Source organism: Bacillus sp. AP50, from assembly GCF_040492675.1.
Classification (GTDB): domain Bacteria; phylum Bacillota; class Bacilli; order Bacillales; family Bacillaceae_G; genus Bacillus_A; species Bacillus_A cereus.
On the sequence record NZ_JBEUTW010000096.1, the window covers coordinates 1 to 24,069 of the forward strand.

Sequence of the window (24,069 nt, forward strand, 5' to 3'; positions counted from 1 at the left end):
GAATTGTAACAGTTTTTTTCAAGTTTCTAACTTCTCGCTAGGCTCAATTTCTTAATGTAACTTGTACTGATATTCTGTAGGGGCGCATATTCTTGTATTAATACTTCTATTATTAAAGGTAACATCCTCTGATCCATCATTGTCCTGACAAATATGATTTCATATAGCGACTGTTTTAATTAACATGATATGAACTCTTACAGAATATAGTTATGTTAGTGAAGTCGTTATAACACGATAGGCACTTGTGAAGAAATACATATATATGGGATGAGAGGGGGTCTTTCGAGATGAAGAAATTAGAACAAATGAAAAATTGGTTGACAAAACAAGTAGACCTACCAGTGGATGTATTAATGGATCTACCTCGGATTACTCTTGTTGGGCAAATACATATTTATATAGAAAATCATCGGGGGTTATTAGTGTTTTCAGATAAAGAAGTGCGATTGCTTTTAAAACACGGTCAATTATTAATTAAAGGACAATCCTTTGTTATTAAAACGATTCTTCCAGAAGAGCTTTTGCTCGAAGGGATAATTGAGCAAGTAACATTTTTAGAAAATGAAAAAAAAGGTGATTGAAGTGAAACTTCCATTTGTGAAGTTTTTCTTCTTTATCCTGTAAAAGTTCCGTTGATAGAGACTGATTACAGTTTTACTCGGTTTCATTTTAGTACGAGCTATTTTAATGTTTCAAATAAAAAGTAGTATATCTACTTTTAGAAAGGTAGTGAAGGTGGTAAATGAAAAATAAATGGTTTATAAAGTGGCTTGGATATGTAAAAGTGCGAATTGAAGGTAGAGGAGCGGAACGGTTTGTTAATGAATGTGTACGGAGGAATTTATTAGTTTGGGATGTTAAAAAGATAGCTGATGAAACGTTAGTTTTTTGTATGTTGTTACGCGATGTGAAAAAAATAAAACCAATTTATAGAAAAAATGAATGTAAATTATATTTTATTGGACGTTATGGTTTTCCTTTTTGGAATAAGCGTTTAATTAAAAATAGTGGATTTTTAATTGGTTTTTTAATTTTCTTTTTTGGTGTGATTGCAATGTCAAATATGGTTTGGAAAATTGAAATTACAGGAGCAAAACCTGAAACGGAATATATATTGATGAAAGAATTGGATAAAATGGGTATTAAAAAAGGGAAACTACAATTTCAAATGCCGAATGTAGAAGATGTACAACGCCATTTGACAGATAATATTAATGCCATTACTTGGGCGGGACTAGAAGTAAGAGGAACGACGTATCATTTTAAAATTGTTGAAAAAAACGAACCGAAGAAAGAAAAGGAACAAAGGCCGCAAAATTTAGTAGCAAAAAAAGAAGCGATTATTACAAAGACGTTCGTAGAAGTTGGAAAGCCGGTTGTACTGAAAAATGATCATGTAGAAAAAGGGCAGATTCTCGTATCAGGAATATATGGTAATGAGGAAAGTCCGACGATTGTTTCAGCGAAAGGTATTGTGTATGGAGAAACGTGGTATACATCTAAGGTGGATGTCCCGTTAAAGACGCAATTCCAAGTGTATACTGGTAATGTATACAATGAACATTTTCTTAAATTTGGGGATACGAAAATAAAAATATGGGGATTTCAGCATGATAAGTATAAACGCTCTCGTACTGAAAGTGTAAAGCATGATGTGAAATTATTTGGTTTTACACTGCCGATTGCATATGAAAAAGATGTTGTGAGAGAAGAGGAAGAAGCGAATCGAGAATATACAGAAAAGCAAGCGCTGAAAGTAGCGAAAGAGATGGCCGAAAAAGAACTAAAGAAAAAATTGGATGAACATGCTATGATTGTAAGTGATAAGATTTTGAGTAAAGAGGTTGAGGCGGGTCAACTAAAGGTCACATTGCATTATACTGTGGTTGAAAATATTGCAGAGCCACAACCAATATCCGAATCCGATATTCAAGGAGACTGAGTAATGGCAGAACAATTAGTAGAAATGAACCAACAATTGGAAAATACTAACGAAGCAATCGCTCTTTTTGGAGTCAATGATGCACATTTAAAAGTAATTGAACGAGAACTGAATGTATCGATCGTAACTAGAGGAGAAACTGTTCATGTATCTGGGGCAGTTGAAACGGTGACACTCGTAGAAAAAATCTTACAGCAATTACTTGTTGTAATTCGTAAAAGTATATCAATTTCAGAGAGAGATGTTGCGTATGCAATTCAGCTTGCACAACAAGGGAAAATTGCTCAATTTGAAGAGTTATATGAAGAAGAAATTTTCAAGACTGCAAAAGGTAAATCCATTCGTGTAAAAACAATGGGGCAAAGACGATATATTCATGCGATGAAGAAGAATGATATTGTCTTTGGGATAGGGCCTGCAGGAACTGGAAAAACATACTTAGCTGTAGTAATGGCTGTGAGGGCTTTAAAACAAGGGTATGTAAAGAAAATTATTTTAACAAGACCTGCTGTAGAAGCTGGAGAAAATTTAGGTTTTTTACCAGGGGATTTGAAAGAGAAGGTAGATCCATACTTACGCCCATTATATGATGCCTTACATGATATTCTTGGACAAGAATATACGCAGCGTATGATGGAGCGAGGAGTAATTGAAATCGCGCCGCTTGCTTATATGAGGGGGCGTACGCTTGATGATTCATTTGTTATTTTAGATGAGGCTCAAAATACAACGGGTGCTCAAATAAAAATGTTTTTAACAAGATTAGGTTTTAGTTCTAAAATGGTTATTACAGGGGACCCTTCACAAGTAGACTTGCCAAAAGGGGTAAAATCAGGGCTATCTATAGCTGCTAATATTTTATCTGGTGTATCAGGTCTGTCATTTATTACATTAGAACAAACGGACGTTGTGAGACATCCATTGGTGCAACGTATTATTGAGGCATATGATAAAATGGAATGATCCTATTTGTCAGGATCATTTCTTTTTGTATGATAAGGTTGGCGAACGTCATATTTTTTACTATCATGAAAGATAAGGAAAATAAACTATAGGTACTAGTGTATAAAATGTTGCCTCAAAGTATCGTTTGGTAGAAGAAATGAAAGCTATAAATAGTTTCACTTTATTTCTGGAGAGGAGAAGGTATTGAAATCATGTCAAGATCTCAAGAAATTTCTAAGTGGTTTCGTAATTTACAACATTCGAAAAAACTAAGTTGGATTTCTTACGTTGTATTAGGAGCAGTGCTGTTTTTTGCGCTTATGAATAATGTAAAACCAGAGCAATTAGATGTTAATATGTATTCTATTGCGAAAAAGACAATCCATTCTCCTATAAAAATTGAAGATAAAGTTACAACGGATAAAAAGAAAAAAGAAGCCGCTACAAAAGTTGAAGATCAATATACATATAAAAGTGAGTATAAACAAAACAAAGTTGATATTGTGAATGACGTCTTTGCTAAAGTGGATGAAGTGGTGCAAGAGATTAAAGCTGTTGGACCGGATGATCAAAAAAAGATGACTGATGCTGAGAAAGTGGAGAAGTTAAAAAAGAAACTACCCGCTGACTTAACGAAAGAATTATCTGATTCAAACTTACTAAGTTTGATTAATGCAGATTCGAGCCAATTAGTATTAGCGAAAGATGCTGCGGTCACAGCGATTAATAGTATCATGACTGAGCATATTAAAATGGACGAATTGAAAGATGCGAAAGAACGATATGTAAGTGAGATGAATAGTGTTAATGTTGATAATGGTTTAAAAGAGTCAATTAAGGCGCTAGGAAGATATGCAATTTCAGCAAACTATTTTTATGACCCGATCTTAACGAAAGAGAAGAGAAAAGCAGAGGAAGATTTAGTTCCACCTGTTTATATTCTTCAAGGACAAGTTCTTGTTAGAGAAGGTGAAACAATTTCAAGTGATGTGTATAATCAGTTGAAATTAGTTGGTTTGTTAGAAAAAGGGAACGGCTTTCAACCTTATGTTGGATTAGCGGTACTCATTGGTGTGTTACTATACTTTATGCATAAACAATTTGAATTATTTTTAAAGAGAAAAAGAGAAGATAGACCGTATGTTTTAGCGTATATTACAATTTTGTCTATCACAATCGTCTTAATGAAAATCATTAGTTTGTTTCAAAAACTTGAATACGCGGGGATTGCATATGTTGTCCCAGTTGCGATGGGAACAATACTTGTAAAACTAATGATTGGTGATCGATTTGTCTTTTTAACGAGTATGATTTTTTCTGTATGCGGAAGTATTATGTTTAATGAAGGAGTAACGAGTACATTAAATTATAGTGTAGGGATTTACGTATTGTTAAGTTCATTATCGGTTAGTATTTTCTTGCGAGAAAAAAATCGTCGTACAATGATTTTACAAGCTGGTATACTCGTTTCTGTATTAAATGTAGTCGTATTGGCGGCGCTCTTATTATTACGTAATGGGAATTTTTCGCCTCTTGAAATTGGTACGCAATTATTAATGGCTTCACTTTCAGGGATTATATCATCCGTTTTGGCTATGGGGATTTTACCATATTTAGAAAGTGGACTTGGAATCGTATCAAGCATGAAGCTTATGGAACTATCAAGTCCAAATCATCCGCTTTTACGCAGAATTTTGTTAGAAGCGCCAGGGACATATCATCATAGTGTAATGGTAGCGAATCTTTCTGAGGCCGCTTGTGAAGCAGTCGGGGCAAATGGTGTATTAGCGCGTGTAGGGGCATATTATCATGATGTAGGAAAAACAGTACAACCGCAATTTTTTATTGAAAACCAAATGGGAATTGAAAACCCGCATGATAAATTAGATCCTGTAACAAGTAAAGATATTATAATTGCTCACGTAACGGATGGAGTAAGAATGCTCGAAGAATATCATATTCCACAAGAAATTATTGATATCGCTGGGCAACATCACGGTACAACGTTACTGAAATATTTTTATTATAAAGCTATTAAAGAAGATAAAGAAAAATATACAGAAGAGATGTTCCGTTATCCAGGTTCAAAAGCAACTTCGAAAGAATCGGCAATTGTTGGTATTGCTGATAGTGTAGAAGCTGCGGTACGTTCTATGAATCACCCAACGCCAGAACAAATTAATAATTTGGTGCAAAGTATTATTAAAGATCGACTACAAGACGGTCAATTTAGTGAATGTGATTTGACGTTTAAGGAACTACAAATCGTTGGAAAAACGTTGTGTGAAACGTTAAATGGTATTTTCCATTCGCGTATTACATATCCGGAACTTCCGGAAGAAAAGGAGAAAGAATGAGTTTGTTAATTGATTTTATTGATGAAACAGAAGAAGTAAAAGAAGCGTATATGAGTTTAATTCGTGAAGTGTTAGAAAAAGCAGCTCAAATGGAAAATATCGAGGATGGTGCGGAGGTATCGGTGACATTTGTAGATAATGAGCGCATTAGAGAAATTAATCGTGATTACCGAGATAAAGATCAACCTACAGATGTAATATCCTTTGCGATGGAAGAAATGGGAGAAGGAGAAATGGAGATTGTTGGTGCAGAGATGCCGCGCATGTTAGGTGATCTTATTATCTCTATTCCAAGGGCGAAAGAGCAAGCTGAAGAGTACGGACATTCTTTCGATCGTGAACTTGGATTTTTGGCGTTACATGGCTTTTTACATTTACTTGGTTATGATCACATGACAGAAGAAGATGAAAAAGAAATGTTCGGAAGACAAAAAGAAATTTTAGAAGCTTTTGGATTAGGACGATGAAAAAAGGAAAACTTATAGATAGTTTTGGATATGCTATAGCTGGTATATTCTTTTGTTTTCGTCATGAGCGAAATATGAAAATCCATTATTTAGCCGCAGTCATTGTTATATGCTGCGGCTTTTATTTCCATATTACGAGAACAGAGTGGATGATATTACTTATTGTAATAGGGAGTGTAATGAGTTTAGAAATGGTAAATACGGCTGTGGAAAAAACAGTAGATTTAGCGACTGCCGATATTCATCCATTTGCAAAAATTGCAAAGGATGTTGCCGCAGGAGCGGTTTTATTGTTTGCAATTATAGCTGTTATAATTGGTGCTATTATCTTTTTACCGTATATGGTATAGTTGCATTCCGAAGCTTTTATTAAGCTTTGGAAGTGCCGTAAGGGGCTTTAATGAGAGAGTGTACCTCTTCATAGCTGTGAACAGGAAGGATGCGGGAATATGAATAGTAAACAATTAATTCTAGAAGCAATCGAAGCGCGTAAACAAGCGTACGTACCATATTCTAAATTTCAAGTAGGTGCAGCACTATTAACGCGCGATGGAAAAGTATATCGTGGATGTAATGTTGAGAATGCATCATATGGCTTATGTAATTGTGCTGAAAGAACAGCTTTATTTAAGGCGGTTTCTGAAGGAGATAAAGAATTTGTAGCCATTGCGGTTGTAGCAGATACAAAGCGCCCAGTACCTCCTTGTGGAGCATGTCGACAAGTTATGGTAGAATTATGTAAACAGGATACGAAAGTATACTTAACAAATTTACATGGTGACGTTCAAGAGACGACAGTCGGAGAATTGTTACCAGGAGCATTTTTAGCGGAGGATTTACATGAATAGAAAAGGTTATAAATCAGGTTTTGTCTCTATTATTGGCAGACCGAATGTTGGGAAATCTACATTTTTAAATCGTATTATCGGCCAGAAAATTGCTATTATGAGTGATAAGCCACAAACGACTCGTAATAAAATTCAAGGTGTATATACAGAAAATGATGCACAAGTTATTTTCATTGATACACCAGGAATACATAAACCTAAACATAAACTAGGCGACTTCATGGTGAAGATGGCGCAAACGACATTAAAAGAAGTTGATATCGTTCTGTTTATGGTTAATGCTGTCGAAGGCTTTGGTCGTGGTGAAGAATTCATCATCGAGAAGTTAAAAGAAACGAAACAACCAGTATTTTTAGTAATTAATAAAATTGACCAACTTCATCCAGAGCAATTACTAGAGTTAATTGATCAATATCGTAAACTACATGAGTTTGCAGAGATTGTACCAATTTCTGCGTTAGACGGTAATAATGTGGACGCTTTAATTGGAACAATTAAAAAGTATTTACCAGAAGGACCACAATACTATCCAGATAATCAAGTAACGGATCATCCGGAGAGATTTATTATTGCAGAGCTTATTCGTGAGAAAGTACTACATTTAACACGTGAAGAAGTGCCGCATTCTGTGGCTGTTGTTATCGATGCGATTCAAAAGCGTGAGGGCGGGGCAGTTTATATAAATGCAACGATTGTTGTTGAACGTGCATCACAAAAAGGAATCATCATCGGAAAACAAGGGAAAATGTTAAAAGAAGTTGGTAAGCGAGCTCGTTTTGATATTGAAGCGCTACTTGGTTCTAAAGTATTTTTAGAAGTATGGGTAAAAGTGCAAAAAGATTGGCGTAATAAAATGTCTCAGCTTCGTGACCTAGGTTTCCGCGAGGATGAGTACTAAAATAGAGTCAAGCTGTAATCAGTGGATGGTTGGTTCATCCACTGATTATTGGTTTTTATGAACTTTGATAAATTAGGAAAAATTTTTCTCACATGAAAATGGACAAAATGGGTCAATTTAATAACAACAAAGGAAATTGGTTTATAGGCTACGCTTATTGAGAAAGGTGGATTCTTATGCTAGATTTTACCTGGAAGTTTTTCTCCAAAACAGGAAGCATTGAAACGTACTTGCTTTTGAAAGAAATGGAAAAAGACGTAAACGATGAGATGGATCAACATGAAGAGGAGCTAGCGCATCTAGACTCTCCAATTTCTTGACCCGTTTTGTTCAAACCTTGGATGGTGACGAACATGTTTCAAAAAGTTGAGGGCATCGTTATCCGTACGACAGATTACGGAGAAACGAACAAGATTGTTACAATATTCTCAAGAGAACTTGGTAAGGTAAGTGCAATGGCAAGAGGGGCAAAAAAACCGAAAAGCCGATTAGCATCTGTGTCGCAATTAATGACACATGGCCAGTTTCTTATTCAAATGGGATCTGGGCTTGGAACATTGCAACAAGGCGAGATTATTTCAACTATGAAAGAAATTCGCGAGGATATATTTTTAACTGCTTATGCATCATTTATTGTTGAATTAACTGATAAAGCAACAGAAGATAAAAAACATAATCCGTATTTATTTGAAATGTTATATCAAACGTTGCATTATATGTGTGAGGGTGTTGATCCAGAAGTATTATCATTAATTTATCAAACGAAAATGCTTCCGGTATTAGGGATGCGCCCGTACTTTGATACATGTGCGATTTGTCATCAAGAAACAGACTTTGTCGCCTTCTCCGTTAGGGAAGGCGGTTTTCTGTGCTCACGTCATGCAGAGCAAGACCCGTATCGTATACCGGTAGGAGAAGCTGTTCATAAATTATTACGTCTTTTCTTCCATTTCGATTTACATAGGCTCGGAAATGTATCGGTAAAGGATAGCACAAAAAAACAAATGCGTTTAGTATTGAATACATATTATGATGAATATTGCGGAATTTATTTGAAATCAAGACGTTTTTTAGAACAACTTGATAAGTTTCAAATATAATTTTGGGCCGTATACGGTCCTTTTTACATACTTTCTTTTTCGAATAGCATATTTAGTATATAATATTTAAGAGATAGTATAACTTTTTTCGTTGTGCATTAAAGGTGGTGATTATCATAGAGCTGAATAAACGGCAAGAACATATCATTCAGATTGTAAAAGATCACGGTCCTATTACAGGGGAATCAATTGCAGCGCAATTGGGTCTAACACGTGCGACGCTAAGACCAGACTTAGCAATTTTAACGATGGCTGGTTATTTAGAAGCACGTCCACGCGTAGGTTATTTTTATACGGGTAAAACTGGGGGGCAGCTATTATCTGAAGCTGTTAAGAAAATTAAAGTACAAGATTATCAATCTAGACCGGTTGTAATTGATAAAAATGTTTCCGTATACGATGCAATTTGTACGATGTTTTTAGAGGACGTTGGTACATTGTTCGTTGTAGATCAGATGACTCTATTAGTTGGTGTTGTGTCTCGTAAAGATTTATTAAGAGCGAGCTTAGGAAAGCAGGATTTAACCTCTCTTCCGGTTAATATTATCATGACAAGGATGCCAAACATTGCGATGTGTCGTAGAGAGGATTCTTTATATGATATTGCGATGGAATTAATAGAAAGACAGATTGATGCAATGCCAGTTGTAAAAGATACGAAACAAGGTTTAGAAGTGATTGGGCGAATTACAAAAACAAATATTACACGTGCGTTTGTAAATTTAGTAAATAACGAATAAGTGTAATTTGTTTAAAGTGAGGTAATGTAATGGATAATAAAATCGTATATGTCGTATCTGACTCTGTAGGGGAAACGGCTGATTTGGTTGTTCGAGCAGCAATGGGGCAATTCCCGTTTGCTCCTGATATTAGACGTGTACCATATGTAGAAGATACAGGGACACTAAAAGAAGTGATTTCGATTGCTAAGAGTAATCAAGCACTTATATGTTTTACGTTAGTTAAGCCTGATATGCGCAAATATTTAGTAACAGAGGCTGCAAAAGAAGGGGTAGAGGCATACGATATTATCGGCCCTCTTATTGATCAAATAGAAGAAATTACGGGGCAAGTGCCGAGATATGAGCCAGGCGTTGTCCGTAGGTTAGATGAAGAATACTTTAAAAAGATTGAAGCGATTGAGTTTGCTGTGAAGTATGATGACGGCAGAGATGCACGAGGTATTTTAAAAGCGGATATCGTGTTGATTGGTGTTTCGCGTACATCAAAAACACCACTTTCCCAATATTTAGCTCATAACAAACGCTTGAAAGTTGCGAATGTACCACTCGTGCCAGAAGTTGACCCACCTGAAGAACTATATCAAGTGGCAAAAGAAAAATGTTTCGGTTTGAAAATTACGCCAGATAAGTTAAATCATATTCGAAAAGAACGATTAAAATCACTTGGATTAAGTGATGGAGCAACATATGCAAATATTAATCGTATTCAAGAAGAAATTAATCATTTTGAGGAAGTAATTAGTAAAATAAATTGCCAAGTAATCGATGTATCGAATAAAGCGATTGAAGAAACAGCAAATATTATTGTGAATGCAGTGCAAAACCAAAAAATGTTTTAGCACATTTACCGAAGGTGAATGTGCTTTTTTCGCTCGTGTGAAATATGATACCTATGGATTTTGTAATAGATTGTAGTGTAATGGTTATACTTATACTCCTTTGTCTTTTAGTATATTCAAGGTGTGAGTTTGTCATCCTGAAATGTAAGATGAAAAAATAAAGGGATATGTAGCGTAGTTGAAGAAAATATATTATAATAAAAAATTGTGATAAAAACCTATATTTTACGTTTAGACTTTAATTTTTCAGAATAAACTAGGGATAGGATTTACGAAAAAGACATGTAATTACGTTAAATCGACAAAATCTATACAAGAAAACGCACATTATGGAAGGATTCGCAGAAGGGATGTAGAATACAGAAATATGCAAAGCATCAACAACATATTAGTTGGTGTAGATGTATATCCCGTGAAGGCTGAAATTGTGCAAGTTGGAGCGGAATTTCATGTCGGAATTTTGTTTGTCGCATCATATGCTCATCCTTTAAGGAAATAGCAAGGCAATTGGATCTTTGTAGATACTGAACAAAATGGAGTTGATCGTTATATGGATCAACATGAAAAAGTTACAAATCTCAAGATCAAACAGTATATGTGGCTTGCTACTCTTCTTATAAAAAGGTGTATATGTATTGTTTCTAAGAGATACATTTGTAACAGATGAGCAAATGTATACAATTTTATATAGCAAGTATGTATATGCGATTTATGCAGATAAAGGACCTATAGGAAAGGTTCAAAATCGTTTATACAATGTAATCGGCAACACTTTCTAACAAGTTTAGAAAAATATTGTCGAATTATAAAGGAATTTTTTAATTTATATCGAATACAAAATACGACACGGAGATGGAGTTATGGGGAACAGAATTCCCGAAGAAGTTGTTGAACAGATTCGGACATCATCCGATATTGTAGAAGTCATTGGTGAATACGTTCAACTTAGAAAACAGGGGCGTAACTATTTCGGCCTTTGTCCATTTCATGGTGAGAATTCTCCTTCATTCTCTGTTTCATCTGATAAGCAAATTTTTCATTGCTTCGGATGTGGAGAAGGTGGAAATGTATTTTCCTTTCTAATGAAAATGGAAGGACTGGCTTTTACCGAGGCTGTTCAAAAGCTAGGCGAAAGAAATGGAATTGCGGTTGCAGAGTATACATCAGGGCAAGGACAACAAGAAGACATATCTGATGACACTGTCATCATGCAACAAGCTCATGAATTATTGAAAAAGTATTATCATCATTTATTAGTAAATACGGAAGAGGGAAATGAAGCACTTTCATATTTATTAAACCGTGGTATTACGAAAGAGATGATTGAGAAGTTTGAAATTGGTTATGCATCACCTACTTGGGATGCAGCGACGAAAATTTTACAAAAAAGAGGTTTATCGCTGTCTAGTATGGAACAAGCTGGCCTTCTAATAAGAAGTGAGAAGGATGGTAGTCATTATGATCGCTTCCGTGGAAGAGTTATGTTCCCGATCTATACGTTACAAGGTAAGGTGATAGCGTTTAGTGGAAGGGCGTTAGGAGATGACACTCCGAAATATTTAAATAGCCCTGAAACACCGATTTTTCACAAAAGTAAATTGTTGTATAACTTCCACCAAGCAAGACCGTTTATTAGAAAGCGTGGGCAAGTGGTTCTTTTCGAAGGATATGCCGATGTACTAGCTGCGGTAAAAAGTGGTGTGGAAGAAGCTGTTGCGACAATGGGAACAGCTTTAACTGAAGAACAAGCAAAACTTCTGCGACGTAACGTTGAAACTGTTGTTCTTTGCTATGATGGTGATAAAGCAGGGCGAGAAGCGACGATGAAAGCAGGGCAATTATTGCTAAAAGTTGGTTGCCAAGTGAAAGTCACATCCTTGCCAGATAAGCTTGATCCTGATGAATATGTGCAACAATATGGGACTACTGCTTTTGAAAATCTTGTGAAATCAAGTGTGAGTTTTGTTGGTTTTAAAATAAATTATTTGCGTTTAGGGAAAAATTTGCAAGATGAGTCTGGCAAAGAAGAATATGTGAAGAGTGTTTTAAAAGAGTTATCGTTGTTACAAGATGCGATGCAGGCAGAGTCATATTTGAAGTCATTATCGCAAGAATTTTCGTATTCAATGGAAACACTTTTGAACCAATTGCACCAATATCGCAAAGAACAAAAGGTACAGCAAAAACAAATAAAGCAGGTTGCTAAACCGTCTCAAGTCGTTCAAACAAAACCGAAGTTAACAGGTTTTGAAAGAGCGGAAAGAGAAATTATTTACCATATGTTGCAAAGTGCAGAAGTAGCTGTTCGTATGGAATCCCATATAGAAGATTTTCATACAGAAGAACATAAAGGGATTTTATATGAACTATACGCATATTATGAAAAGGGAAATGAACCTTCAGTTGGAACATTTTTAAGTTGGCTCTCTGATGAAAAGTTGAAAAATATTATCACTGATATTTCGACGGATGAATTTATTAATCCAGAATACACAGAAGAAGTGTTGCAAGGCCATTTGGAGACGCTTAGACGGCATCAGGAAAAACTTGAAAAGATGGAAATTATCTTTAAAGTGAAACAAATGGAAAAAACAGATCCTGTAGAGGCTGCTAAATATTATGTAGCATATTTACAAAATCAAAAAGCGAGAAAATAGCTTTTTTGATAAAGTTTTAGTATAATGAATGTTTGTATCTCGCGTAAGGAGGGGAACAGATGGCTGACAAACCAGCTCGTTCTAAACAAATTGAAACTGAAATGACCCTTGAGCAAGTGAAAGAACAACTCACTGAGCTCGGAAAAAAACGTGGCGTTCTTACATATGAAGAGATTGCAGAACGCATGAATGGATTTGAAATTGAATCCGATCAAATGGATGAATACTATGAATATTTAGGTGAACAAGGCATTGATTTAGTTGGTGATAATGACAACGAAGAAGGCCCTAATAATCGCCAAATTACAAAAACAGAAGAAGAGTTTGACCTCAATGATTTAAGTGTACCACCTGGGGTTAAAATCAACGATCCTGTTCGTATGTATTTAAAAGAAATTGGTCGTGTAGACTTACTATCTGCAGAAGAAGAAATTCGACTTGCAACGCGTATTGAAGAAGGCGATGAAGAAGCGAAACGTCGTCTTGCAGAAGCAAACTTACGTCTTGTAGTAAGTATTGCAAAGCGCTATGTAGGCCGTGGTATGCTTTTCTTAGACTTAATTCAAGAAGGTAATATGGGTCTAATTAAAGCTGTTGAAAAGTTCGATTATCGTAAAGGTTTCAAATTTAGTACGTATGCAACTTGGTGGATTCGCCAAGCTATTACACGTGCCATTGCAGACCAAGCGCGAACAATTCGTATTCCAGTTCATATGGTTGAAACGATTAATAAGTTAATTCGTGTACAACGTCAATTATTACAAGATTTAGGTCGCGAACCATCTCCTGAAGAGATTGGTGAGGAAATGGATCTTGCTCCAGAAAAAGTACGTGAAATCTTAAAAATTGCACAGGAGCCAGTTTCTCTTGAAACACCAATTGGTGAAGAAGATGACTCCCATTTAGGTGACTTTATTGAAGACCAAGAAGCAACATCGCCTGCGGACCATGCAGCCTATGAATTGCTAAAAGAACAATTAGAAGATGTGTTAGATACACTAACAGATCGTGAAGAAAATGTTCTACGTCTTCGTTTCGGTTTAGATGATGGACGAACTCGTACGCTTGAAGAAGTTGGGAAAGTATTCGGCGTAACGAGAGAGCGTATTCGTCAAATTGAAGCAAAAGCACTTCGCAAATTAAGACATCCAAGCCGTAGTAAGCGTCTTAAGGATTTCTTAGAATAGGTTATTTTTTAAGTTTACTTCACTTTTGTGAAGTAAACTTTTTTATTTTGTTAATTTTTGTTAAAATTTAGCTATGGGCAACGATTACAATTTCTTGTAATTTATTTTACAGAATTGTCTTTTGATTTGCAAATGCTCATTTTTCGATTTTTCGATTAATTTTGTTTATTATATACAAAAATATATGTAGAAAAGCGAAAAATATGATGAGAAACGTTAATAATTATCGAAATAATAAGCGATATGACAATAAAAAACAATAAACTGAATTTATGGAATATTTTTAACAAGTAGTAGTTTGCTCTTTTCTGATAGAGCGTTTTCAAGTACAATATAAATGACTGAATCATCTAACTATTTAGGGGTATAGAGGGGGGAGAAGAGATATGAAACGTAATCCGCTGATTCCGTTCGCTCTTATTGCAGCATTGGGTATTATCGTTATGTTTGTATTTTCATTTCAGGGGCTAAATAAATCTAAAGAGTTAGCTGATGCAAAAAATGGCGGGAAGCCAGCACAAACGGCATCAAAACCAGAAGATATTGTGAAGCAAAGCTGTACGAGCTGCCATGGTGATCAGTTACAAGGGGCAGTTGGACCTAACTTACAAAAAATTGGTGGGAAACTTTCAAAGGATGAAATTAAAGAAATTCTTTCGAAAGGAAAAGGCAATATGCCTGCCAATATAGTTCCAGCTGATCAAGCCGCTAAAGTAGCTGATTGGTTATCGAAGAAAAAATAAAGTTCCGTATGACAAGCCTTTTGCTTATGCAAAGGGCTTGTTTTTCTATATTTTCTAAAATACGATGAATGATAGAGCGGTGAATTGTTGTTATGGGCTTGCAACAACTACTATAAATTCATTATCATGGAGACAGACTGACAAGAGAAGGAGTAATGGAAATACATGAATGAAGTAAAGCTTTCAAAACGATTAGAAGAAGTTGTACGTGAAATACCAGTAGGATCTACAGTTGCTGATATTGGATCGGATCATGCGTATTTACCGTGTTATACAATTATAAATAATATTGCTACAAAAGCAGTTGCAGGAGAGGTTGTAGATGGACCATTTCGCTCTGCGCAAGCAACTGTAGCTGAAAGTGGTTTACAAGATAAAGTAGATGTGCGTAAAGGGAATGGATTAGCTGTTATCGCACCAGGAGAAGTAGATGTAATTACGGTTGCCGGAATGGGCGGAGCGTTAATTCGTGACATTTTAGAAAGTGGTAAAGAAAAATTAGAAGGTGTAACACGTTTAATTTTACAGCCTAATATTGCAGCGCATCATATTCGTGAATGGTTTATTGAGAATGGTTGGGAGCTTATCCATGAAAAAATCGTAAAAGAAGATGGGAAAATTTACGAAATTTTAGTAGGGGAGCGCGGAAATGTTGTAGCGCCTTACTCTGAAAATAAACAAGCTGAATTGTTTATGGGACCATTTTTAATGACAGAAAAAAGTGAAGCCTTCGTTGAAAAATGGGAAGGAGAATTAAAAAACTTCCAAAATATTTTAAAACAGTTAGAACGTGCGGCTGATTCTGAAGAAACAAAAGCGAAGCGTGGGGAAGTAGAAGCGAAAATGAAAATGATAGGGGAGGTTTTATCATGAGTAAAATTCCAAACGGCCATGAAATTATTTCTTTATTTGAAAGTATGTATCCGAAGCATTTGGCAATGGAAGGAGATAAGATTGGTCTGCAGATTGGAGCGCTTAATAAACCCGTGCAGCACGTATTGATTGCGCTAGATGTAACGGAAGAAGTTGTGGATGAAGCAATTCAATTAGGGGCAAATGTCATTATTGCTCATCATCCTTTAATTTTTAACCCGTTAAAAGCGATTCATACAGATAAGGTGTATGGGAAAATTATTGAAAAGTGTATTAAAAATGATATTGCAATCTATGCAGCGCATACAAATGTGGATGTTGCTAAGGGCGGGGTAAACGATTTACTTGCTGAGGCGTTAGGATTGCAAAATACAGAAGTTTTGGCACCGACATATGCAGAAGAAATGAAAAAAGTTGTTGTGTTTGTGCCAGTCACTCATGCAGAAGAAGTAAGGAAAGCATTAGGAGACGCAGGTGCTGGTCATATCGGCAATTATAGCCACTGTACGTTTAGTAGCGAGGGTACAGGCACATTTGTACCTCAAGAGGGGACAAATCCTTATATCGGGGAAACTGGACAGTTAGAACGTGTAGAAGAAGTGCGAATCGAAACGATTATTCCAGCTTCCTTACAGCGGAAAGTGATTAAAGCAATGGTAACGGCGCACCCTTATGAAGAAGTAGCGTACGATGTGTATCCGCTTGATAATAAAGGTGAAACGTTAGGCCTAGGAAAAATAGGATACTTACAAGAAGAAATGACGCTTGGCCAATTTGCAGAACATGTGAAACAATCATTAGACGTGAAGGGCGCAAGAGTTGTCGGTAAGTTAGATGATAAAGTGCGTAAAGTAGCTGTACTTGGTGGAGATGGTAATAAATATATAAACCAAGCGAAATTTAAAGGAGCAGATGTATATGTAACTGGTGACATGTACTATCATGTTGCTCATGATGCGATGATGCTCGGTTTAAATATAGTTGACCCAGGACATAATGTTGAAAAAGTAATGAAACAAGGTGTGCAAAAGCAATTACAAGAAAAAGTGGATGCAAAGAAACTCAATGTACACATTCATGCTTCGCAGTTACATACAGATCCATTTATATTTGTATAAGAAAAATAAAAACCGTTGCTCATGTAAGCAACGGTTTTTATTATTGTTCTTTTTTCACTTTCACGCGAGGTAATATTTTTTGTAACGGTACTTTTCGAACTCTTTCCCATGTAGCGGGATTCATTGGGTCATATTGCTCTAAGAAAGCGATAACTTCTTTCGTAATTGGCGTTGGAGTAGAAGCACCTGCTGTAACAGCTACGTTTTCTACACCTTGTAGCCACTCTAATTGAATTTCGCTTACATCAGCAACTCGATATGCTTTTGTACCCGCGATTTCTTGTGATACTTGTGCTAAGCGATTTGAATTGTTACTTTTCGGATCACCAACAACAATTGTTAAGTCTGCAACATCAGCTTGTTTAGCGACAGCTTCTTGGCGAACTTGAGTAGCTAAACAAATTTCTTTATGGAATTCTGCTGTTGGGAATTTTTTTTGAATGTCCTCCATTAAATGTTGAACATCCCATTGACTCATCGTTGTTTGATTTGTTACTAAAATTTTATCTGTTGGGATTTCTAATGTTTTTAAATCATCGGCTCTTTCGATAAGGTGAACGATGTCAGGTGCAATACCAACTGCGCCTTCTGGCTCTGGATGATTTTTTTTACCGATATAAATGACATGATACCCTTCCGCTTTCTTAGCTTCGATAAGGTCATGCGTCTTGGTAACATCTGGGCAAGTGGCATCGATTGTTGTTAAACCTTTTTCTTTTGCGCGTTGTTTAACTTCTGGAGAAACACCGTGTGCTGTGAAAATAACAGTACCAGAATCAATTTTATCTAAAATTTCTAAGCGACTTGGACCGTCTAATGTGATGATTCCATCTTCTTCAAAAGCGTCTGTAACATGTTTATTGTGAACAATCATACCTAAAATATAAATGGGTCTCGGCAATGATTTATCTAATGCAGCGTTACGTGCAATTACCATTGCATCGACAACACCGTAGCAATAACCACGAGGGGAAATTTTAACAATTTTCATATGAGTAATCCTCTCCTTCTAAACAAGGGATACTTTTGTGCATAGTCTTTTACATTATAAAGGAGGAGTGGATAGAAAACAAAGGATTGTTACACATATAGTTTTGGTTTTGTTGCTGTTTGTTGAACTGGTTCTTTCGGTAACTCTTTTTCTATTACAGGTTCAATCACTATTTTCTTTCGTTTTCGTTTCTTTTTTTGAGGTGCAGGAGGCGGACTTTCTACCTCAACTGGCTCTGTTACATTTTCCGTTTGATTTTCTTCCGTACTTTTTCCAGAGGTGAGGATTTTAACAATGCTTGGTAGACTACGCATAATAGGACCATACTGTTCGACGACAGGACCTACAGATTGAACGACTTGGGATACTTTTTCGATGTTGTTTATCATATTAGTAGGATTCGAAATTAAGTTCGAAAAGAAACTGCCGATGCCACTGCTTGCTGTTGCGGCAGCTGTAGTTGCGCCGCCGCGCGTTTCATTTGATTCATACATTTGAGGCGGTATCATTTGCTCAGGATGTTGCTGCATGTATGGTTGATATTGTGGATGTTGCTGCTGATATTGTTGCTGATATTGCTGCTGATATTGCTGTTGATATTGTGGCGGCGGTGGTGGTTGCTGATGCATCATCGGTTGCCCTTCCATTTGTCGGTAAGGTGGAACCATTTGCATAAAAGGCTCGGTTGGATCGTGTTTTTTAAAAAGCTTAGCAAGAAAACCTTTCTTTTTTTGTGCCATTGGTGGTAGTTGTGGAATTGGATATGGTGTATAAGGTTGTTGCCCTGGATTCGGATACATTTGCCTTGTAGGGGATTTCGGAAACATGTGAGAAATCCTCCTTTCTTCAGTTAGGTATATACACATACAATATGCAATAAAAGGGAAGAAGGTTAGTTTTTGAAGTGAAAACCTAAACTAAAGATGGATTTTACTTGTAGATTTCGATATAATGTAGACTTGACTGATTTGTGCGCGCAGTAGAAATTTTAGAAAGAAGGTGTAACTTATGACACAACAAACTTTTACACAGTATGATTTTAAACCATTTTTAATAGATGCAGTTCGTGAACTACGCTTTACAGAGCCGACAGGAATTCAGCAGAAAATTTTCCCGGTCGTGAAAAAAGGTGTAAGTGTAATTGGACAATCCCAAACAGGTTCTGGGAAAACACATGCATACTTACTTCCTACATTAAACAGAATTAATGCAAGTCGTGAAGAAGTACAACTTGTTATTACAGCGCCTACTCGTGAGTTAGCACAACAAATTTACGAAGAAATCGTGAAATTAACAAAGTTTTGTGCGGAAGACCAAATGATTACAGCACGTTGTTTAATTGGTGGAACTGATAAACAACGCTCAATTGAAAAGTTGAAAAAACAACCTCATATCGTAGTTGGAACACCAGGACGTATTAAAGATTTAGTAGAAGAGCAAGCATTATTTGTTCATAAAGCAAATACGATTATTGTCGATGAAGCAGACTTAATGCTTGATATGGGATTCATTCATGATGTAGATAAAATTGCAGCACGCATGCCTAAAAACTTGCAAATGTTAGTTTTCTCTGCAACAATTCCTCAAAAACTAAAACCGTTTCTGAAGAAGTATATGGAGAATCCAGAGCATATTCATATCAATCCAAAACAAGTTGCAGCTGGAAACATTGAACACTATTTAGTGCCTTCTAAACATCGTAATAAAATTGATTTAGTGCATAAAATGCTACTTCAATTTAAACCGTATTTAGCAGTTGTTTTCACGAATACGAAAAAGATGGCAGACCAAGTTGCTGATGGATTAATGGAACGCGGCTTAAAAGTTGGACGAATTCACGGGGATTTATCACCACGTGATCGTAAAAAAATGATGAAACAAATTCGTGACCTTGAATTCCAATATATTGTTGCGACTGATTTAGCAGCACGTGGTATTGATATTGAAGGGATTAGCCATGTTATTAACTATGAGCTACCATCAGATTTAGATTTCTTCGTTCACCGCGTTGGAAGAACAGCACGTGCGGGGCATTCTGGTATTGCAGTGACGATATATGATCCAGCAAACGAAGAAGCATTAGATAGTTTAGAAAAACAACGTCATATTGAGTTCAAGCATGTAGATTTACGCGGAGATGAGTGGGCCGATTTAGGTGAGCGTCGTCGTCGTAAGAGCCGTAAAAAACCAAATGACGAACTTGATGTTATGGCGACGAAAGTTATTAAAAAACCGAAAAAAGTAAAACCAAACTATAAACGTAAACTTGCAACAGAACGTGACAAAGTGAAGAAAAAATATGGCAATAAAAAAAGATAAGGGGTTTCCCTTATCTTTTTTTTATCCCGCTATTTGTGGGAGGTGTAATCAATATGGATAGAAAAGTATTGATTAAAGTTCCACTTAATCCAGCTAATTTAAATGAAAAGTATAGTTTGTATAAATAGTCATATAAATTTGTGTAGTGCGTCTTTTGTGAACAAACAATTCACTACATATTTCTACAAATTATGCTATCATTATATCTATTGTATATTGAAGAGGTGATTGTATGTTAAAGATTGGATCTCATGTTTCCATGAGTGGTAAGAAAATGTTATTAGCAGCAAGTGAAGAGGCTGTTTCATACGGTGCAACAACGTTTATGATTTATACAGGTGCACCGCAAAATACACGAAGAAAACCAATTGAAGAATTGAACATAGAAGCAGGAAGAAAACATATGGAGCTGAACGGAATTGAGGAAATTATCGTCCATGCGCCGTATATTATTAATGTTGGGAATACGACGAAGCCAGAAACATTCCAATTAGGCGTAGACTTTCTTCGCATGGAAATTGAAAGAACATCGGCATTAGGTGTAGCGAAACAAATTGTTCTTCACCCAGGAGCGCACGTTGGTGCTGGAGCAGATGCTGGTATTCAACAAATTATTAAAGGGCTTAATGAAGTATTAACGCCAGAACAGACGGTTAACATTGCGTTAGAGACGATGGCAGGAAAAGGAACAGAATGCGGTCGTAGCTTTGAAGAAATTGCAAAAATTATTGATGGTGTAAAATATAATGAAAAGCTATCTGTATGCTTTGATACGTGTCATACGCACGATGCAGGATATGATATTGTAAATGACTTTGACGGCGTATTAAACGAATTTGATAAGATCGTTGGTATAGATCGTTTACAAGTACTTCATATTAATGATAGTAAAAATGTACGCGGAGCAGGAAAAGACCGTCATGAAAACATTGGATTTGGTCACATTGGGTATAAAGCATTGCATCACATTGTACATCATCCACAGTTAATGCATGTACCAAAAATTCTTGAAACACCGTATGTAGGGGAAGATAAAAAAGATAAGAAGCCACCATACAAATTGGAAATCGAAATGCTGAAAAACGGCACTTTTGATGAAGGGCTTCTTGAAAAAATTAAAGCGCAATAAGGAGGGGGAAATCCCCTCCTTATTTTAGTAGTTGCTGAAATAATGTATTTACTTGTTGGGCAGTGGCAGGGGAAGTTACTTTTGCGATTTGTTTTAAGAGCTCTAGTCGCTCGTTGTTATCGTAAATATTAATATTTTTACCCTTCATAAGTAAAACGATTTGATCAGCTTGTGCGGCTGTAATGGGAACTTCATATTCTTTGCTATATTTTAATAACTCTTTTGTAGAAATATGATTTAATTTTTTATTAACAATTTGTTTAATGAGGTTCATCTTATTATCCTCCTTCACGCGTTCTTCTATCGAAATATATGAGCATATAGCTTGTACATATTCGTATGGAGTTTCTTTTTTCATGAGGAAAAGAAGCGTATGTTATAATATAAGGACAAAACTACAGAAAAAGAGTAAAGGGAGGACTTATGGAGCAAAAGCAACATCGAAAAGAAAGTGTTATTCATCTCATTTATCGTTTAGTTATGATTATTTTTGGAGCAGCATGCGCGGCGGTAGCAATTGAACTATTTTTAATGCCAAATAAAATTATTGATGGTGGAATTATTGGTATTTCTCTTATATTAGATTATCTTACTCCTAACATTTGGTGGTTAAGTTTTTCTACTTTAGTCGTTGTTCTCAATATCCCATTTATGTATTCCGGTTATAAGCAAATTGGAAAAACATTTATGTTATCTTCGACATTTGGTATTGTAGCATTAGCTTTCATTGAGTCAACGTTACATGCGGTACCACCATTTACAACAGAACCTATTTTAGCGACAGTGTTTGGTGGTCTTATTTTAGGTCTTGGTGTAGGACTTGTAATTCGTCATGGTGGATCGCTAGATGGAACTGAAATTATGGGGATTTTATTAACGAAGAAATTACCGTTCTCTGTTGGTGAATTCGTAATGTTTGTGAACTTATTTATTTTTGCATGGGCAGCATTTGTGTTTGGTGTGGAACAAGCGATGTATTCTGTTATGACGTACTATATCGCATTTAAAACGATCGATACAGTAATTCAAGGGCTAGATGAAACGAAGGCGGTTTTAATTGTATCTGATCAATATGAGGAAGTATCAAACGCGATTTTGCATCGTCTTGGCCGTGGAACTACAAAGCTTGTAGCGAAAGGTGGTTACACGGATAAAGAAAAAGAAGTTATTTATGCAGTTGTAACGCGTCTAGAAGTGACGAAGTTAAAATCAATTGTGCATGAAATTGATGAAAATGCGTTTGTTACGATTATGAGCACGCAAGAGACAAATGGTGGTAAGTTTAAATCGGCTATTCACTAAAAAGTTTATAGGAATATTTTTCGAAAGCAGAGAATTTTTCTCTGCTTTTTGTTATAATAGTAAGGTTTCTTGAAAAAATAGATATATTTTAGGCAGATTGGTTTACAACTATAATAAGCTGTACTATAATTCAAATAGATATAAATCGGAATCATTCTGAATTAAAATAGGTGAGATGCTATGAATAATATATTAGAAATTGAAGGTTTAACATTCCGATACGAAGATCGGAATGTGTTAGAAAATATTAATTTGCAAGTTCCGAAGGGAGCTTTTTTAGGTTTAGTGGGACCGAATGGTTCAGGTAAATCAACTTTACTTAAGTGTTTATTAGGTGTTTTAAAGCCAAAAGAAGGAAGTATTCGCGTGTTTGGCGTTGATAGTAAGAAGTTTAAGGAATGGAACAAAGTTGGTTATGTATCCCAAAAGGCAAATAGTTTCAATTCTGGTTTTCCAGCAACTGTTTCTGAAGTTGTGTCAATGGGACTTGTTTCGAAAAAAGGGCTTTTTCGCTTTTTCACAAAAGAGGATAAGAAAAAGGTAGAAAAAGCAATTGCTGATGTAGGGATGAGTGAGTTTCAAGGTCGTAACATTGGAGAGCTTTCTGGTGGACAGCAACAGCGTGTATTTATTGCTCGTGCGCTCGTTAGTGATCCTGAATTGCTTATTTTGGACGAGCCTACTGTTGGAATCGATGTGAAAAATGTGGAAAGTTTTTACGAAATATTAGAGGATTTAAACAAAAGGCTCGGGATCACATTAATTCTTGTTACTCATGATATGGGAGCTGTTACTGAAAAAGTAACACATGTTGCATGCCTAAACCAACATCTACATTTCCATGGGAATGTAGAGAAGTTCCGAGAGTTAGAAGATGCAGAAATGTCCGTCTTATATGGACATCATGTTCATCGTTTAGAACACGAACATGAGCATCACGGGAGGATATAATGATACAAGATTTTTTACAATATGACTTTTTACGTAATTCTTTATACGCAGGTATTTTAATTGGACTTGTTGCACCGTTAATTGGTGTGTTTGTTGTTATTCGTCGTTTATCTCTTATTGCGGATGCATTAAGTCACGTGACGTTATCGGGTATTGCAGCAAGTTTATTACTTGAAAAAACCATTTTTACAGGTGGGTTTTTAAACCCCTTATATATGGGGATGATTTTCTCGATTGGTGGAGCGCTACTAATCGAAAAGTTACGAACTGTATATAAGCACTATCAAGAATTAGCAATTCCAATTATCCTTTCGGCAGGGATGGGGGTTGGAGTTATTTTCATTTCACTTGCAAATGGATTTAACACAGACTTATTTAGTTATTTATTTGGTAGTGTCAGTGCTGTAACAAGTACAGATTTAATTATTATTGGGATTGTAGCAATTGTTGTTGTTGCGACAATTATTTTATTATATAAAGAGCTGTTTCTATTATCATTTGATGAGGAATACGCAGTATCAACTGGTTTAAGAGCGAAATGGATTCACTTTATTTTCATTATATTAGTTGCTCTTGTCATTGCAGTATCAATGCGTGTAGTGGGGGTTCTTCTTGTATCATCATTAATGACGTTACCAGTTGCAGCAAGTATTCGTA

At 35.9% G+C, this 24,069-nt stretch carries 27 protein-coding genes; 24 read left to right on the plus strand and 3 right to left on the minus strand.

Annotated elements, in window-relative coordinates:
* Positions 1–290 precede the first annotated feature (290 nt).
* The 19 genes from yqfC (at position 291) to ABWK52_RS09020 (ending at position 16,720) form a co-directional block, all read left to right on the plus strand.
* Positions 291–584: a sporulation protein YqfC gene (gene yqfC / locus ABWK52_RS08930; protein WP_000732269.1), complete on the plus strand. Its 294-nt coding sequence runs from the start codon at positions 291–293 to the stop codon at positions 582–584.
* 161 nt (positions 585–745) lie between these two features.
* Positions 746–1,945, plus strand: a complete 1,200-nt coding sequence (yqfD, locus tag ABWK52_RS08935; protein ID WP_000792499.1) for a sporulation protein YqfD — start codon at positions 746–748, stop codon at positions 1,943–1,945.
* 3 nt (positions 1,946–1,948) lie between these two features.
* Complete coding sequence (locus tag ABWK52_RS08940) at positions 1,949–2,908, plus strand: PhoH family protein (RefSeq protein WP_000840520.1); 960 nt, start codon at positions 1,949–1,951, stop codon at positions 2,906–2,908.
* A gap of 194 nt (positions 2,909–3,102) precedes the next feature.
* Complete coding sequence (locus tag ABWK52_RS08945) at positions 3,103–5,247, plus strand: HD family phosphohydrolase (RefSeq protein WP_000091514.1); 2,145 nt, start codon at positions 3,103–3,105, stop codon at positions 5,245–5,247.
* Positions 5,244–5,714 (plus strand): rRNA maturation RNase YbeY, encoded by a 471-nt coding sequence (gene ybeY / locus ABWK52_RS08950; RefSeq protein WP_000054679.1) that lies wholly within the window; start codon positions 5,244–5,246, stop codon positions 5,712–5,714. Before ABWK52_RS08945 ends, ybeY begins: the two co-directional genes overlap by 4 nt.
* The gene (locus ABWK52_RS08955) at positions 5,711–6,064 is read left to right on the plus strand and encodes a diacylglycerol kinase family protein (protein WP_000715469.1); all 354 of its coding nucleotides are present in this window, start codon (positions 5,711–5,713) and stop codon (positions 6,062–6,064) included. The genes ybeY and ABWK52_RS08955 overlap by 4 nt, the downstream gene beginning before the upstream one ends.
* Before the next feature lie 99 nt (positions 6,065–6,163).
* On the plus strand, positions 6,164–6,562 hold the full coding sequence (locus tag ABWK52_RS08960; RefSeq protein ID WP_001086282.1) for a cytidine deaminase: 399 nt from the start codon (positions 6,164–6,166) through the stop codon (positions 6,560–6,562).
* A complete protein-coding gene (era, locus tag ABWK52_RS08965) occupies positions 6,555–7,460 on the plus strand; it encodes a GTPase Era (protein WP_001080229.1) in 906 nt (301 codons plus the stop codon). The genes ABWK52_RS08960 and era overlap by 8 nt, the downstream gene beginning before the upstream one ends.
* 176 nt (positions 7,461–7,636) lie before the next feature.
* Positions 7,637–7,780 carry a YqzL family protein gene (locus tag ABWK52_RS08970; protein WP_000883924.1) on the plus strand — a complete coding sequence of 48 codons (144 nt, stop codon included), beginning with the start codon at positions 7,637–7,639 and terminating at the stop codon, positions 7,778–7,780.
* A gap of 33 nt (positions 7,781–7,813) precedes the next feature.
* Positions 7,814–8,560 carry a DNA repair protein RecO gene (gene recO, locus ABWK52_RS08975; protein WP_000487013.1) on the plus strand — a complete coding sequence of 249 codons (747 nt, stop codon included), beginning with the start codon at positions 7,814–7,816 and terminating at the stop codon, positions 8,558–8,560.
* Between the two features lie 107 nt (positions 8,561–8,667).
* Complete coding sequence (locus ABWK52_RS08980; protein WP_000583756.1) at positions 8,668–9,300, plus strand: helix-turn-helix transcriptional regulator; 633 nt, start codon at positions 8,668–8,670, stop codon at positions 9,298–9,300.
* A gap of 29 nt (positions 9,301–9,329) precedes the next feature.
* A complete protein-coding gene (locus tag ABWK52_RS08985; RefSeq protein WP_000368937.1) occupies positions 9,330–10,142 on the plus strand; it encodes a pyruvate, water dikinase regulatory protein in 813 nt (270 codons plus the stop codon).
* 367 nt (positions 10,143–10,509) lie between these two features.
* Positions 10,510–10,641, plus strand: coding sequence for a hypothetical protein (locus tag ABWK52_RS08990; protein WP_002062334.1), 132 nt, complete (start codon positions 10,510–10,512; stop codon positions 10,639–10,641).
* 136 nt (positions 10,642–10,777) lie between these two features.
* Positions 10,778–10,921, plus strand: a complete 144-nt coding sequence (locus tag ABWK52_RS08995) for a hypothetical protein (protein ID WP_000479733.1) — start codon at positions 10,778–10,780, stop codon at positions 10,919–10,921.
* Positions 10,922–11,002: 81 nt separating this feature from the next.
* Positions 11,003–12,799, plus strand: coding sequence for a DNA primase (dnaG, locus tag ABWK52_RS09000; RefSeq protein ID WP_000528224.1), 1,797 nt, complete (start codon positions 11,003–11,005; stop codon positions 12,797–12,799).
* Positions 12,800–12,858: 59 nt separating this feature from the next.
* Positions 12,859–13,986, plus strand: a complete 1,128-nt coding sequence (gene rpoD, locus ABWK52_RS09005; protein WP_000764066.1) for an RNA polymerase sigma factor RpoD — start codon at positions 12,859–12,861, stop codon at positions 13,984–13,986.
* 386 nt (positions 13,987–14,372) lie between these two features.
* Positions 14,373–14,729 (plus strand): cytochrome c550, encoded by a 357-nt coding sequence (gene cccA / locus ABWK52_RS09010; RefSeq protein ID WP_000828141.1) that lies wholly within the window; start codon positions 14,373–14,375, stop codon positions 14,727–14,729.
* Between the two features lie 165 nt (positions 14,730–14,894).
* Complete coding sequence (locus ABWK52_RS09015) at positions 14,895–15,602, plus strand: tRNA (adenine(22)-N(1))-methyltransferase (protein WP_097862791.1); 708 nt, start codon at positions 14,895–14,897, stop codon at positions 15,600–15,602.
* The gene (locus tag ABWK52_RS09020; protein WP_000036233.1) at positions 15,599–16,720 is read left to right on the plus strand and encodes a Nif3-like dinuclear metal center hexameric protein; all 1,122 of its coding nucleotides are present in this window, start codon (positions 15,599–15,601) and stop codon (positions 16,718–16,720) included. Before ABWK52_RS09015 ends, ABWK52_RS09020 begins: the two co-directional genes overlap by 4 nt.
* Before the next feature lie 40 nt (positions 16,721–16,760).
* On the opposite strand, the gene ABWK52_RS09025 is transcribed toward ABWK52_RS09020, so the two are convergent.
* Together ABWK52_RS09025 and vrrA are read right to left on the minus strand one after the other, a co-directional pair.
* The gene (locus tag ABWK52_RS09025) at positions 16,761–17,711 is read right to left on the minus strand and encodes a 4-hydroxy-3-methylbut-2-enyl diphosphate reductase (protein ID WP_000706659.1); all 951 of its coding nucleotides are present in this window, start codon (positions 17,709–17,711) and stop codon (positions 16,761–16,763) included.
* An 89-nt stretch (positions 17,712–17,800) separates the two neighbouring features.
* Positions 17,801–18,538: a VrrA/YqfQ family protein gene (vrrA, locus tag ABWK52_RS09030; protein WP_098402671.1), complete on the minus strand. Its 738-nt coding sequence runs from the start codon at positions 18,536–18,538 to the stop codon at positions 17,801–17,803.
* Between the two features lie 181 nt (positions 18,539–18,719).
* Here vrrA and ABWK52_RS09035 point away from each other — a divergent pair, with 181 nt between their 5' ends.
* The gene (locus ABWK52_RS09035) at positions 18,720–20,030 is read left to right on the plus strand and encodes a DEAD/DEAH box helicase (protein WP_000194015.1); all 1,311 of its coding nucleotides are present in this window, start codon (positions 18,720–18,722) and stop codon (positions 20,028–20,030) included.
* Between the two features lie 232 nt (positions 20,031–20,262).
* A complete protein-coding gene (locus ABWK52_RS09040) occupies positions 20,263–21,159 on the plus strand; it encodes a deoxyribonuclease IV (RefSeq protein WP_000912460.1) in 897 nt (298 codons plus the stop codon).
* Positions 21,160–21,178: 19 nt separating this feature from the next.
* Here the strand turns inward: ABWK52_RS09040 and ABWK52_RS09045 are convergent, their stop codons facing one another.
* The gene (locus ABWK52_RS09045; RefSeq protein WP_001048954.1) at positions 21,179–21,433 is read right to left on the minus strand and encodes a DUF2624 domain-containing protein; all 255 of its coding nucleotides are present in this window, start codon (positions 21,431–21,433) and stop codon (positions 21,179–21,181) included.
* Between the two features lie 149 nt (positions 21,434–21,582).
* On the opposite strand from ABWK52_RS09045, the gene ABWK52_RS09050 reads away from it, so the two are divergent.
* The 3 genes from ABWK52_RS09050 to ABWK52_RS09060 all read left to right on the plus strand — a co-directional run.
* Positions 21,583–22,461, plus strand: a complete 879-nt coding sequence (locus ABWK52_RS09050; protein ID WP_000435963.1) for a YitT family protein — start codon at positions 21,583–21,585, stop codon at positions 22,459–22,461.
* A 180-nt stretch (positions 22,462–22,641) separates the two neighbouring features.
* Positions 22,642–23,412 (plus strand): metal ABC transporter ATP-binding protein, encoded by a 771-nt coding sequence (locus ABWK52_RS09055; protein WP_001059662.1) that lies wholly within the window; start codon positions 22,642–22,644, stop codon positions 23,410–23,412.
* Positions 23,412–24,069 (plus strand): metal ABC transporter permease (locus tag ABWK52_RS09060; protein ID WP_353771919.1); only part of this gene is annotated, 658 nt, incomplete at its 3' end. The genes ABWK52_RS09055 and ABWK52_RS09060, both read left to right, overlap by 1 nt.